The 15,200-nt window shown below is 38.7% G+C and carries 11 protein-coding genes and 1 pseudogene; all 12 read right to left on the bottom strand.

Annotation, left to right across the window (positions count from 1 at the left end):
- Positions 1-212: 212 nt before the first annotated feature.
- Entirely contained in the window at positions 213-932 is a 720-nt protein-coding gene (locus H6A27_RS09900; RefSeq protein ID WP_204508566.1) for a hypothetical protein, read from the bottom strand.
- 3 nt (positions 933-935) lie between these two features.
- Positions 936-1,358 carry a hypothetical protein gene (locus H6A27_RS09895; protein WP_204508565.1) on the bottom strand — a complete coding sequence of 141 codons (423 nt, stop codon included), beginning with the start codon at positions 1,356-1,358 and terminating at the stop codon, positions 936-938.
- A 93-nt stretch (positions 1,359-1,451) separates the two neighbouring features.
- Positions 1,452-2,013 (bottom strand): annotated as a pseudogene (locus H6A27_RS09890) (ATP-binding protein); the annotation flags it as partial.
- 1,253 nt (positions 2,014-3,266) lie between these two features.
- On the bottom strand, positions 3,267-4,058 hold the full coding sequence (locus tag H6A27_RS09885) for an N-acetylmuramoyl-L-alanine amidase family protein (protein ID WP_204508564.1): 792 nt from the start codon (positions 4,056-4,058) through the stop codon (positions 3,267-3,269).
- Between the two features lie 12 nt (positions 4,059-4,070).
- A complete protein-coding gene (locus H6A27_RS09880; protein ID WP_235354098.1) occupies positions 4,071-4,583 on the bottom strand; it encodes a TlpA family protein disulfide reductase in 513 nt (170 codons plus the stop codon).
- A 197-nt stretch (positions 4,584-4,780) separates the two neighbouring features.
- Positions 4,781-6,313: an acyl-CoA carboxylase subunit beta gene (locus H6A27_RS09875; RefSeq protein WP_204508563.1), complete on the bottom strand. Its 1,533-nt coding sequence runs from the start codon at positions 6,311-6,313 to the stop codon at positions 4,781-4,783.
- 2 nt (positions 6,314-6,315) lie between these two features.
- A complete protein-coding gene (locus tag H6A27_RS09870) occupies positions 6,316-6,831 on the bottom strand; it encodes an acyl-CoA carboxylase biotin carboxyl carrier protein subunit (protein ID WP_204508562.1) in 516 nt (171 codons plus the stop codon).
- A 99-nt stretch (positions 6,832-6,930) separates the two neighbouring features.
- On the bottom strand, positions 6,931-8,442 hold the full coding sequence (gene accC / locus H6A27_RS09865; protein ID WP_204508561.1) for an acetyl-CoA carboxylase biotin carboxylase subunit: 1,512 nt from the start codon (positions 8,440-8,442) through the stop codon (positions 6,931-6,933).
- A gap of 294 nt (positions 8,443-8,736) precedes the next feature.
- Positions 8,737-9,645, bottom strand: coding sequence for a metallophosphoesterase (locus H6A27_RS09860; RefSeq protein ID WP_420867851.1), 909 nt, complete (start codon positions 9,643-9,645; stop codon positions 8,737-8,739).
- 172 nt (positions 9,646-9,817) lie between these two features.
- A complete protein-coding gene (locus tag H6A27_RS09855) occupies positions 9,818-12,601 on the bottom strand; it encodes a TonB-dependent receptor (RefSeq protein ID WP_204508559.1) in 2,784 nt (927 codons plus the stop codon).
- Positions 12,602-12,716: 115 nt separating this feature from the next.
- Entirely contained in the window at positions 12,717-13,817 is a 1,101-nt protein-coding gene (locus tag H6A27_RS09850; protein ID WP_204508558.1) for a metallophosphoesterase family protein, read from the bottom strand.
- Between the two features lie 221 nt (positions 13,818-14,038).
- Complete coding sequence (locus H6A27_RS09845) at positions 14,039-15,187, bottom strand: aspartate aminotransferase family protein (protein WP_204508557.1); 1,149 nt, start codon at positions 15,185-15,187, stop codon at positions 14,039-14,041.
- Positions 15,188-15,200 lie beyond the last annotated feature (13 nt).

Below are 15,200 nucleotides of genomic sequence, written 5' to 3'. Positions count from 1 at the left end.
CTCCTGATAGTTTACTTTTTCTTTCGCCATAATCATTGATGTTATTGGGTTATGGCGCAAAGGTATGTTTAAGGAAAATGCGTGTCAAGGCGGAGAATAGAATGGTTACTTTGCACAACATATCTATTTACATATAAAAAACAAAAATTCTATCGGAATACTTAATTCTCTCCAATATAATTATTCGCTTCAATTTCCATAATTAATAATAATTACAACCAACTTAATGAAGTTGCACCTTTCACAACATGGTCATACGTTTCAAGCATCATATCATAACTTATAAAATTAAATAATTCTTTAGATTTATAGTATATCTCCAGATCTATAGTCTGTTCAAATTTTTTCCTATGTTTCTCCGGAGCTACGATAAAAAAACGAGTCCTAAAATTTTGCATTTGCATACAACGTTTAAATGCTCCATCTAAAGTACCGATACTATCTACAACCTCAAATGCATATTGAGGGAATGAAAGTTCTCGGTCACTCATCCAAAGAACATCTACCAACTTCGCTTCTTTTACAATCTCAGGATAAGAGAATTCAGGCAATTGTTTCAATGTTGCTATGTCACATAAATGAGTATTATCCCTGTAAAGCATTGACGGATCAGCAGTATAAGTTTTAAATTTCTGTACGTTGCCAAGTTCAAGACATATTCCCTCCATAAAAGAGTGTACCCTAACTTTATCTGTCATTTTAGGAACTTTTTCCTCTTGATAACCATTTACAGCATAGATACTTAATCCGATTTTCTTAAAACGTGAACCTTGCCTTAATTCTCTATATAAAACACCCCTTATACCTGCATCCCAAGTAGCGGATTGTTTTGCCGTCGGATAAAATTTCTCTATCTGGTCATATATCTGGCTAAGACTTGCAGAGCCACCATTTGCAAGCATAACCTGTTCTATTGCGTCAACTTTTGTCATATCTTAATAAATAACTACATCATAAATAGGATTTCTGTCTTCAATCTCTCCACAACTATTATACGTATAGGTATATGAGCAATTAAGAGGCTTAAAAATATTAATTGCGATATTTTCATAAGAATGTTCCAAATATCCTTCTTCACGGTTATAATCAAATTCTGAAAGAGGAAGATCTATCGTCCTACCATTTTCTTGAATAAAATGAACTGTTTTAGCCTTTGTCATGATAAAAAGATCCATTTCTTCTTTTTCCTGTAGAATATTATTACAATGCAAACAAAGAGGTTCTCTTTCCATTTCATCCAAATACATTTGTAGCACAAAACGATTTGAACGATTACAAAAAGAAATCATCAACTGATTTTTATTCTTCAAACTAAAATCCATGCCATTAGTTTTTCTCCAATCAAAACTTTCAATCATAATTATAATAGGTAATTTAGCAAAAATAGTATTATTTGCTACAAAAATAATAACTCATTATCGTTTTTTACTTCCATTAACCATTTCAGCGTTTTAAATATACGCTTCACCCCTCTCTGTCAATACATACCCTCCAGTCTTGCGAGAGCCTTGATACTCTATAAGATTAAATTCTTCAGATATTAGTTGCTTAAGTATTCTATCAATGGTAGACATTGATACTTTTATTGCATCATACAAGTCTTTTCTCTTAGCTATTCCAAGTTCTGAAATCTTTAACAAAACGCATTTTATCCTATCATTTATCTTATCATTTAATGACTCATCTTAAAAACCCCTCTCTACAAGGAATCTCAATCAGGAAGTAACTTCTTTCATCGTTTGTCTCAATCACAGCAGCTCCGGAGCCATTTCTTCTTAACTCATCCTGTATGGTCGGGATGCCGGTTCCTCTACCTTCGGACAACTGAAGTTCTTTAAGGTAATCACCTAAACGACGGTTACGGTAGCGACGTGACTTAAGTCGTTCTGCCTTCTGAATGGCATCAATGCTGATGGAACGGTCCGGACCGGCATAGCTGAGGATAGAAATCTTATCAGGCTCGATAGTAATCTCAACCGGCTCGCGCTCCTGATAATCTCTATGATACAGGGCTTATGTAAACCTTTACATAAAAGATGATAAAAAAGGCTTCAAATATGCAAATGCTTAGTTGCAAAGGTAATAAAAATCTTTAATAAATTATATGCAATAATTAAGTTATGGAGAGAACAGAGAATTCATCTTTTACATAAATAAAAATCGAGTTGCCCGGTAATTCCGAACTACTCGTCCTTTAATTTTGAACTATCCGGAAAATCCGGATAGTTCAAAGTTGTTATTTTATCAAGAACTTCCACAGATACACCTGCAAGCACCCGACCTTATAAACTTACGTCTAAATGTAAATATATATTATTATACACTTAAAAACAGTAAAATTATTCATTATTATCTCCAGCCGGAGAAAACCCTTTTCCGCCCACCCAAAATAGCAAACTCAAAACTTGGATTTTTTCATCGTAACAAAAATACGCCTCTTTATTATTTGTCATTTTTTGTTCTCATGCTATCAGACAAGCCGTTTAATATAGATTTATTTATACGAAAACACGGGCACATCCGTAAGTGCTAATTTTCACTTACTATTGCTAATATAAATTACATGAGTCTGACTGGTTTTATGAAATTTTCTTAGCGCTACGAATAAAAAAACGCATAATTCACTTAAGATTTTACGGTCATTACGGTCACTACGGTCATATGATCCTATTTTTTTCGTCATATAGAACCATAACTCATTATATATAAACAGATTATACAAATAATACTTATTTCAAGCCATATAATCGGTGATATTCAGGATTAACTTATCACTTATAAAAAACATAGGCTTATTTTATAAATACACACTGTATTTACAATATAAAGAGTATGCTCAATTTTGGAATATTTTAACATTTATTAATTTCATAAACATACTGTTTTGAGATATAAAATTACCATTCTTCAAGTTGGCATAGGGTTAAAGAAATTTTCAATATCGGAACTTATTAGGAAATACGACATAAGCTAATTCGTAAAAAAATGGGTTCATATGACCGTAGTGACCGTAATGACCCCCAATTAAGCTATTTTTTATACTATAAGCACATTAATAACAGACGAAAATCATATATTAGGCTGCATTAAAATTTAACATAAAGTAACACACAAGCCAAATCCAATTCAGTACATTTCACCCGCTTTTAAATCCATAAAAAAACACGGGCATGTTTAAGACAAAACGTGCCCGTGTTTAAGACAAAACGCGGGCACGTTTAAAATCGAATAAGAACAGGTACAAAAATGCTGTTCTACATCGCTGTTTATTTCTTCTTATAATCTTTCACTATAGCCTCTGTTATCCAGTTTGCCAAGGCCTGGCGGTTATTTGGAATCACCAGACGCTTCTGGTCAAGGGCGTTCTGCATATTGCCCAGCTCCATAAACACAGCTACGGGAGTGGTATTCCTCAACACATAAAGATTACGCTCGCTTACTGTTCCGCTGAAGCCCCTACCCGGCTGATGTTTTCTGTATTTGCCTTTGAAAGTCTTTTGAATTTCTGTTGCAAGACGCTCTCCGTATTTGCTTTTAGGAGCGTGATAGAAATAGACGTCTGTCTGTTTGCTTCTTGAACGGCTGTCAACGTGGATAAATATAGCACGCTTATAGCTGCTCTTATCCTTACGGTAAAGATCATTTATAGCCACACACCTCTGCTTCAGACGCTCAATCTGATTAAGAGGAATCGGCTTTCCCATACAGGTTTCACGCTTACTGTTCTTCAGAATATACGAATCGCGGATACCGTCTTTCGCATCCTGAATTATAAAATATACTTTTGCACCTCTTTCCAGTAGTTCCTTGCCCAAGCGCAATATTATATCGTAAGCGTATTCATCCTCATGCAGTTCCTTACCCTGATACTTGCCTATACAGCCGGGGTCGGGTCCTCCATGTCCACTCACGAGATAGAACACGGCTCCCTTAAGTGATGAAGATGATACGGTATAAGATGAATGCGACTTGCCGAACAGAGGTTCTTTCTTAGTTTGAGCCGATAATGAAAAAGATATTACACACAGGAATGACAATAAAAACCAAATGCGCTTCATATAATTTTACCGTCAGTCTTTTAACAGTTCGTCAATTTTATTACACAACGCCTTGAATTCATCCTCATTATAAAGCCTTGTCATCATAACGATTCTACCATCACGGCCAACAAGGACATTCCTTGTTATCCCGGCATTTCTTTCAGCATAAAGAGCAAATATATCTGCCCCAGGATCGAGCCCGAGCGGATAAGTAATCTTTGTCTGTTTAGCAAAGGCTTTTACACGTTCAAGCGGTTCATCACGGTCTATGCCGTAGAGGGCAAACTGCTTGTTATCTTTATGTTTCTGCCATATATCGCTCTCGATGTAAGGCATTTCCTTACGGCATACTCCGCACCAGCTGGCTGTAAACTGAAGCATTACCACCTTGCCGCGCAATGACGAGAGCTTTACTTTAGTCCCGTCAGTGAGAGTCATTTCGAAATCAGGAGCCATATCTCCCACCTTAACTATATATCCAGCCTTATCGGCTACCGGGGTTTGCGACATCAAATTTGTTACACCAAAAAGGCAGATAAACATGGCTGCCAACATGATAAGTCTTTTCATAAGCTTCTGAATTTATAATTTATCCGGGGTAAAGTTACGAAAAAACATCGGTACCGTGAAGGATGTGAAAGATTTGTAAACATAAAAAAGATGAACAGCAACATGACAAGACAATTTTTTTCAGTCTTAAAATGTTACTGTTCATCTGCTGTTATTATTTGCCTATCTTATTACAAAGGCATGTTTCCATGTTTCTTAGGAGGATTGCTCTGACTCTTGTTCTGAGTCATTTCCAATGCCTGGATAAGTTTGTATCGTGTATCTCTCGGGAGAATGATTTCATCGATATATCCCTGCTCTGCAGCACGGTATGGATTAGAGAATTTCTCCTTGTATTCTTCTACTGCCTTAGCCTTTTCTTCAGGAGTAGCCTTGCGATAAAGGATATTTACAGCTCCATCAGCACCCATAACGGCAATCTCGGCTGTAGGATATGAGAAGTTTATATCTGCACCTATAGGTTTACTGTTCATCACGATGTATGCGCCACCGTATGCCTTACGTGTGATAACAGTAATCTTAGGCACTGTAGCCTCAGCGTATGCATAAACAATCTTGGCACCGTGACGGATAATACCATTGTGTTCCTGATCGCAGCCTGGCAAGAATCCAGGTACGTCAACAAACGAAATGATAGGAATATTGAAGCAGTCGCAGAAACGGATGAAACGAGCTGCCTTGTCCGAAGCATCGATATCAAGCACACCGGCAAGATATGCAGGCTGGTTTGCTACGATACCTACAGAACGTCCTCCCATACGGGCAAATCCCACTACCATGTTCTTTGCAAAGTGTGGCATTACTTCGTAGAAGTACTGATTATCGACTACCGGCTCTATGATATTCTTGATGTCGTAAGGCATGTTAGGGTCGTCTGGAATTACAGACATCAGCGATTCGTCTGCACGGCGGATATCATCAGAACATGGCTGAACAGGAGCATCTTCCATATTGTTTGACGGAAGGAAGCTCAACAGCTCGCGGATACCCATAAGTGTTTCTTCTTCTGTATCGCAAAGGAAGTGAGTAACACCACTCTTGCTGCTGTGTGTGTATGCACCGCCAAGTTCTTCCTTATCAACTTCTTCGTGAGTTACAGTCTTAACCACATCAGGACCAGTGATGAACATGTGGCTCTTTTCCTTCACCATGAAGATAAAGTCGGTAAGTGCAGGAGAATAGCAGGCACCACCGGCACAAGGGCCAAGGATAGCGGAGATCTGAGGGATAACACCTGAAGCGATAGTGTTCTGATAGAAGATAGAAGCATAACCTGAGATACTTCCCACACCTTCCTGGATACGTGCGCCACCTGAGTCGTTCAATGCAATTACTGGAGCACCGTTCTTGAGTGCCAACTGCTGTACCTTTACAATCTTCTGTGCGCCTGTCACACTAAGTGTACCGCCATATACAGTGAAATCGTAAGCATATACATAAACCAGACGTCCGTCAACCTTACCATAACCACACACGATACCGTCGCCCGGAATATGGTTCTTTTCCATACCGAAGTCTGTGCAGTGATGTATCACGAACTTGTCTATTTCGTTGAATGTTCCTTTGTCAAGCAACATGTCTATACGTTCGCGGGCTGTCATATGTCCGTTGGCATGCTGTTTTTCCACACGCTCTACTCCACCGCCCTGAGAAGCCTTCTTGTCAAGCTCCTGAAAATATTTGTATTGTTCTTCTGTTGTCATAATTAGTCTTCTTTAATAATATCCAAAGTCATAACCACCTGATTGGCATTTACAGAGTCACCTTCTTTTACAAGGATCTCCTTAACTACGCAAGGAGCGCTTACCTTGTAGTTACTCTGCATCTTCATCGCTTCAATTACAACTACTATATCACCACTCTCAAGTTTGTCACCTACAGAAACCGGTATGCTCACAATCTTACCAGGCATAGGAGAAACAATCTTATCCTGCTGTTTTTCATCAGCTCCCTTACGCATACGAAGATACTTGGCCTGTGAATCTATGATATCAATGTTATATGACTGATAGTGAGCATTTACAGTATAACTCTTACCACCTTCCTTACGGATAAGTTCTGTGTTATACGATTTACCATCATGTATAATAGAGCAACTACCGTTTTCAGCCATTACGATATCCACGTCGTATGGAACGCCATCAATAGTCAGTTGCACCTTATTACCTTCCTTGCTGACCAATGTAACGTCGGCAACTCTGTTTCCTATATGTATTTCCATTGTTTCGAGTTTTTGAGTTTATTAGTTTATAAGTTTATAGTTTATAAGATTATCTGTTTGTAAGCCTAAACCAACTTACAAACTTAAAAACTTACAAACTTATATTCTAAGTACACCTTTCTGCAATCCAAATTCTTTCCATCTGCTGATAGGACGGTTATCCGAAGATGTTCCCTTGTTTTCTTCCAGATTCATCAGATAGTCGATGTATGCAGCCATCATGGCTATGTTTTCAGTCTCTTCCTCTTTCTTGCCTGCCCATTCTTTAAGCATTTCCTGATGCTTAGGAATAAACAATGTATTATAGTGACCTTCTACAAAGTCAGGAACATTCATTATATGACGCAAGTAACTGATGTTAGTCTTAAGTCCGGTAATCTTGTATTCATACAGAACTCGGCGCATACGCTCGATGGCGAACTGACGGGTAGTAGCCCATACAATCAGCTTACCTATCATCGGGTCGTAATAGATAGGAATTTCATAACTTTCATATACATAGCTGTCTATACGTACACCGATACCGTTAGGTTCCATCAGTTGCTTGATAATACCCGGCGAAGGCATGAAGTTATTGTCTGTATCTTCTGCACAGATACGGCATTCAATGGCATGTCCTCTCTGTTTCAGTTCTTCCTGCTTAAGATGTAAAGGCTCATTATTAGCGATACGTAACTGTTCTTTAACCAAGTCAACACCAACAACCTCTTCTGTTATAGGATGCTCAACCTGAAGACGTGTATTCATCTCAAGGAAATAGAAATTACGGTTCTTGTCAACAAGGAATTCAATTGTACCCGCACCTTTATAATTTACAGCCTTTGCGGCAGCTACAGCGGCCTTACCCATTTTCTCACGCAACTCAGGAGTTACGAATGGAGAAGGAGTTTCTTCTACCACTTTCTGATTTCTGCGCTGTATAGAACATTCTCTTTCAAACAAATGGATGGCATTGCCATAATTGTCACCCAAAATCTGGAACTCAATGTGATGAGGTTCTTCAACAAATTTTTCCAAATATACAGTGTCGTCACCAAATGAAGACATTGATTCCGAACGGGCTGTATTGTATGCTTCTTCCACTTCATCCTCATTATGAATAAGACGCATACCTTTACCACCGCCACCCATTGAGGCCTTAAGCATTACAGGATAACCTATTTCATTACATATTTTCTTTGCCTCTTCTACATTCTGTAAAGGTTTTTCGGTTCCGGGTACGACAGGTACTCCGGCAGCAATCATGTGTTTTCTCGCTGAAATCTTGTCTCCCATAGCATCCATAGTTTCAGGATCAGGACCTATGAAGATGATTCCCTCCTGCTTACATCTGCGGGCAAATTCAGAATTTTCGGAAAGGAAACCATATCCCGGATGAATAGCATCTGCACCATGACGCTTGGCTGCTTCAATAATTTTGTCAATATTCAAATAACTCTCACGAGATGCAGCAGGACCTATGAAACAAGCTTCATCTGCATATAATACGTGGCGAGCCGCTCTATCGGCCTCAGAGAATACAGCTACAGTTCTGATTCCCATCTCTCGACAAGAACGCATAACACGCACAGCAATCTCTCCACGATTAGCTATCAATACTTTCTGTATCATGCTCTATGTTTTTAGTTTATATACTTTGTTAGGCGTATGCCGAGTGCGGCACACAAAATCATATTCTGTGCAAAAATATTAAAAGAATTACAAACGCATGCTTAATAACATCTTTTTAAGTCAGAGCCACGCCTGTATTTCATTTTTTTTAACAGCTATAATATATTTAATAGGCAAATGCAATATGGGTATAGCAAAATAACAACAAAATCCGAACTACAACAGCATAGTGTATTTACAACGAATAAATACGATACACTATTGTAGTCCGGATTCTACTATATGTTTGGATTATTACTTCTTCCTAGTAACAGTATAAATCACTTTTCCTTCCTTATTTATCATGTGTAAATTCAGTTCCTTTTTGTCGGCACAAATCAGCGAAAAGCCTGTATCGCCGCTGCAGAATCTGGTTCCATCTATTGGTTTCACCTTACGGCTGAGCGAACCTGACGTATTCACTACATAATCTATATTACTGTCAACTTTGCGGATATGCTGGAAATTATGTATATGACCGCACAGATACATATCTACATTAGTATGCTTGCGAAGTATGGAATCAAGCCTTTTCTGCAAGTCAAGCCTTTCAGAATCATCCTTACCTGTTTCAGCAAAGATTGGATGATGGCCAACAACCAATACCCAGTCTTCTTTGGATGTTGTCAATAACGAATCAATCCAGCTCAACTGTTTGTCCATATCCTGCTTGCATGCATCAGAATATTCGTCATCTTCACGATATTTATCTATGAGCGGAGCAGTATCAACCATAACGAAACGCACTGTTATACCATCATTCTCCATGACAAAAGTGTAATAACGATCCGGCATATTCCACCTTGCGCTTATTTTACTATAGTCAATGACCGCCTGAGTATTTCCACGATATTCATGGTTTCCAAGTATGGCATACCACGGAATCATCAGTTCCGGATGACTGTATATAAGCTCGTAGTTAGTCATCCACAACGGGTCATTAACGCTGCGTACGCCTTCAAAATGATGTACGTCGCCGGCAGCAACCACACATTCTATATCTACTGTCTCTGCCATATTTCCCATCAGTTCGGCAATAGGTTTCTGGTCATAATATCCGTTACGGCCAAGGTCATTGGCAAGATAGAAATTCAATGGCTTTTCCAGAGCTTTCCAGCTTTCAGGTGTTTGTGCAAATGAAACAGCAACTACCGCCAAAGCCATAAATAGAGTAATGATGTTTTTTCTTAATGAGATCATAATTATTATAATTTAATTTATTGATTTAATTTACTTGTGCAAAGTAATGGCACAAAGCTGAAAAGATTCTGAATTATCTTTATATAACAGACAAATCAGAATCTTTTTCAAATATATTTATACTAACACCTATTTATCAGAAACTGATTTTCACACCTGCATTAGCTCTGACTCCATAAAACTCAGCCTGCATAGTACGTTCTTTTGTACCCTGATAATAGCGTAACGGCTGGTTAAGAAGGTTTGTAGCTTCTGCATAAACAGTACATTTCACGTTCTTGCCGAATGTATAACTTGCGTTCACATCCATATAGTTTACAGAATCATAATATCTGTCAAGGTCTGCATGTTCGCCCATTTCATCGATGAAATCCGAAGCATAGTTATAAGACAATCTTACGTTAAATCCTTTCTTTTCGAAATAAAGAGAAGCATTTGCGGTATGCTCAGGAGATCCCGGAAGTCTCAAATCCTTTTCATTCTCACGTCCTTCGAAATTGAAGTTCTTCACATTGGTATATGTATATGTATAGTTACCATAGAAACCGATGCACTTCAATGCCGGAGCTATGAAACCAAAGTCACGCTGGAAACCGACTTCTACACCGAGAAGGTCCGCATCACCGGCATTTACCGATTTCTTTATCTCCTTGAAATCAACTCCCGGATATCCGGCAAACTCACCGCTTGTACGCTGGTCAACTATAAAATCGTCTATTCTCTTATAGAAAATACCTCCGGAAACAAGTCCTATGCTTTTGAAATAATAGTCGGCACTCAAATCGAAGTTGTAAGATAGAGTTGGAGTCAAATCAGGATTACCTATATAGATTTCTGTTTCTGCAAGATTTATATTCGTACTTGGTACAAGTGCTGAATACTTAGGTCTTGCAAGAGTTTCAGTAAACGAAGCACGTACTTTGAAATCATCGTTTACATTAAACTTATAAAGGACGCTTGGAAGTATATTTATATAATTGTTCTTACGTTCTCCAGTCGGATCCAAAGTTTCGTTCTCATCCGCATCTACGTTCCAGTTGAAACCACTATAAGTAAGATTTGTTGCTTCCAGACGTGCACCAAGCACCAACTGATGACGTTTTCCGAAATTCTGGTCAAAACGCAAGTAGCCTGAAGTCACTCTTTCTGTCGCGTCGAAGTTTCCTGACGATTCTTCCAGAACACGTTCTCCCTCCATATCAGAGAAATTCATGTTTCCAAGATATTCTTTTGTAACGAAATCTGTTGACTGATACTGTGATCCCGGCATATATCCATCACGCACCTGCGAGCTAAGATGACTCATATATTCGGTTCCGAATTTTTCTTCGTATGCGTCACAGTAGTCGTAAACTACAATATCCTTATGTTTGTTCTTGCTGACATGCTTTGCACCGAATTTCAGTCTGTTGCTATAATAGCCTAAAGCCAAAGGCAATTCAAAATTCAATTTGAACTTAGCGTCTGTTTCATATATTTCCTGATTTGAATTTGTCAGTTCGTCCAATCCCCAGTCTCCTGTATTAGGATTAACCTTAGTTGAGATATAAGGGAAGCGCTGACCTGCATCAACAACATCAAGAGCTATATCTTTCTGTTTAAGAGTGAAATATCTTTCTTCAGGACGGTCTTCGCTTGCACGAGAGTAAGACGCACCCCAGTCCATTTTCAATTTACCGAACAGGTGTTCACCTCCCAAAGCCAAGTCCATTGTCTGCTGCAGTTCAAGACGGGCATTTCTGTTGTCAGAAGAACCTCCTTTGGTCTGAATTTCCACTTTGGCTTCACCGTCTGCCGCAGCATCAAGATCTTTATATGAGATACGGTAACGGTTTTCCCAGTCGTGACGACGGTTATAGATACCCTTGAATGTAAGCTTGTGATTAGGATTTATATCATAATCCAAAGACAACGAATAACTCTGACGCTGGCGTGTCACATAATACTGACGGGTTTCTGCGTCTGTAATGAAAACTTCTCCCGTATCTTCATCCCTGTCATATTCAAACTCCACATCGTCCGAACCTATAGGAGCATTCTGATATGAAAGAGCAACCATCATACCGAGCTTGTCGTTGAAGAAACGGTCACCGTAAGTAAAGCCGGCATTGACCTGTGCTTTCTGGCTCACTACATTATAACCGCTACCAAGAGTTGCATTGATAACACGCTTGAACGGAGTACTCTTTGTGACAAGATTGATAGAGCCACCGATGGCATCTCCATCCATGTCTGCAGTAACCACCTTGTTTACTTCAATAGTCTGGACCATATCCGAAGGAATAAGGTCGAGCTGTACGTTACGGATATCACCCTCTGCCGAAGGAATCCTGTTACCATTGATAGTTACAGAACTTAAATCAGCCGAAGTACCGCGCACCTGTCCGAAGCGAGCTTCACCCTGGTCATACTGAACATTGATACCACTGATACGCTTCAAAGCGTCACCGATGTTTGAGTCAGGGAACTTACCGACCTGGTCGGCAGAAACCACATTCACAATACCCATTTCGTTTTTCTGTGAGTTTAATGCACGACGCTGTCCCTGAAAAGCACCACCAACGATTACTTCCTGCAATTCAACACCTTCATTAAGTACAATATTTTTCTCAACAGTTTTACCGCCTGAGATTTTGATTTTCATTTCAAAAGGACTATAACCTACGTATGTCACTTTAACCTTATATTCACCCGGTTTAAGATTAGGGAGAATATAGAAGCCGTCTATATCACTGACTACACCGGTGTGTAAATCTTCTATAAATATAGAAGCTCCCGGCAGTGTGTGATTCTCAGTATCTACCACACGTCCTCTTACAATACCCATTTCTGCAAGCTCTGTGTCGTCTGCAGCGAAAACATTTGCACTAAGTGCTGTTGCAGCCAAGACGCATGCAACACTTTTAAAAACCTTTTTCATACCTTTATTAAAAAAAACTTTTTCTGGTGCAAAGGTCTCAATAAGCGGTTACATATTCATTTCGCAGATTTTAAGAATTCAAAACAAAAATATTGCAAAAACATTACAGTAAAAACTATTTATAACTTATAGTTTTCACTTCTCCCCATGTTATAGAAGTAAGGCCATCCTTATTCCACAAACATTCTCTCACAGTAATAATCTTATTATCAGTATCAATACATACAACCTGATAAGACAACAGGTTTTCATTCCTGGAAGAATACTCCCCTTTCATCGGCGAATCCACTCTGAATACAGGAAGAGAAACAGTACCATTGACACCCTTCCATTCATAGAATTCATTATAATTGCAGTCACCGTGAAAATATGCCTTTATCTGTGGATGTGACTTTACGAAACGTTCAAAACGACTCCAATTACCCTCAGGCAATTTGTTAATATTATCAACAGAACAGGTATCACTCAACAGATTTTCAAACTTGTCAACCGCATTTATATTATAAGGATAGTTAGGATTGGTATAATGTTTTGCATCAGCCTCAACAGGATCATGAGTGAATATTATAACTGGCGAAACAGGATCTTCTGTCATGACACTGTCCATCCACATACGCATATTGCCGTCGGGCCACATACCGATGAACATAAATCTGAGACTATCTCTGACAAAGGAATATCGTACTGAGTTTTCCGGATAATTAAAATCTTCAATCTCACTATGTCCGTACATCGGCATATTATGATTGAATATACCTACCGCACTCGCATCATCACGCTCAGGTGAAAGTCTCTTCGGGTATCCTATAGCATTTGATATGTCATGATTTCCGGGAACAACATAAACAGGATAATCCAAAGCATCTATCCAGTCCTTTTTAAATTGATTCCACGATTCAGATGCTGTCCATGCTCCTTTCTGCATTCTGTTTGAAATATCCCCCGTACAAATAAGGAAATCCGGCTCCCCGAATACAGTTCCTGCTCCGGCTCCTCCGTCCGACGGCAGTGGTGAAGAATAAAGCAACGTAAACGATTTCAGCATCTCGTCCACCACCTTATATGTCTCACACTCCTTTCCTCTAAAATTTCTCTTTATTCCATAATGAAGGTCTGAACAATATATAAACCGTATCTCTTCAGCGTCTAAAGTTAATACATTGATAAAATTGAATATCAGAAAAAGAAAAAGCGAAATAAAACGAATAGTTCTCATTTGTTACAGCTACATTTTAATGTTTATAACTTATCAATATTTATCCGCAAAAATAAAGTAATTGACAAATTATAAATACCATAAGGTAATAATAAACTTAACCGGAAACAAATGATGTCATACGTTTGTAACCAAAATGAAAAGAAAACTAAAAGCCAAGTTTAAGAACTATTTAAATACTATTTAAATACCGTTTAAACAGTATTTAAACAGCTCTTAATTCAATCATTTCCGCATTCCATCTTACGCAAACACTTGTTAAACTTATCTATAAAACAATCCACCTCCGATTTTGAGATACACAATGGCGGCAATATCCTCAGAACATTTTTTCCTGAATATCCGGTAAATATATGATAATCATAAAGCAAAGAATTGCGGATATCAGATACTGAAACTGTAAACTCAACACCTATCATAAGCCCGCGTCCTCTAACCTCCTTAATTAACGGAGAATTCAAGGGACGCAATTTACTGATAAAATAAGAACCTACTTCATTGGCATTCTCTATAAGATGCTCATCTTTCATTACCTGAATAACCGACAATGCCGCCGCACACCCCAGATGGTTTCCGCCAAATGTGGTTCCAAGCATTCCCTTGCGCGGATTGAAAGCATCACTTATCAATACTCCTGAGAACGGGAAACCATTGGCTATGCCTTTTGCCACAGTAATGATGTCGGGCTTTATGCCGCTCCACTGATGGGCAAAGAACTTTCCTGTACGTCCGTAGCCGGATTGTATCTCATCCAGAATAAGTACAGCATTATATTTTTGAGTCAAAGCTCGTAAAGTCTTGAGAAATTCATCATCAGGCACCTTTATTCCTCCCACTCCCGATATACCTTCTATTATTACAGCACATACATCACCTTTACGCAGCACGTCCTCCACCTCGGCAATATCCATATCTGCAAAATAGACATTGTCATTGGAATTAATAGGTGCGGTTATCAGCGGATTGTCTGTCACTTCCACTGCAGCAGACGTACGGCCATGGAAAGAACTCTTGAAAGCTATAACCTTTTTCTTTCCGGTATGAAACGATGCCAGTTTAAGGGCATTCTCATTGGCTTCTGCTCCAGAATTGACAAAGAACGCACTGTAATCCGGATAACCGGATATTTTCCCTAATTCATACGCAAGTTTTTCCTGGAGTTTATTAATCACAGAGTTAGAATAGAACATCAGATTCTGCATCTGCTCATACATACATTTTATCAGATACGGATGTGAATGTCCGATTGATATTACAGCATGTCCGCCATAAAAATCAAGATACGAATTTCCGCAATCATCATATACATAACAACCTTTGCCCCTTATTATATTAATAGGGAACACAGAATATACATCAAACAATTTCATAGTAAATCCCTCC

This window comes from Bacteroides caecigallinarum, assembly GCF_016902295.1.
Classification (GTDB): Bacteria; Bacteroidota; Bacteroidia; order Bacteroidales; family Bacteroidaceae; genus Phocaeicola; species Phocaeicola caecigallinarum_A.
The sequence above is the reverse complement of the archived record's forward strand: the minus strand, read 5'-3'. Positions and strand labels throughout refer to the sequence as shown.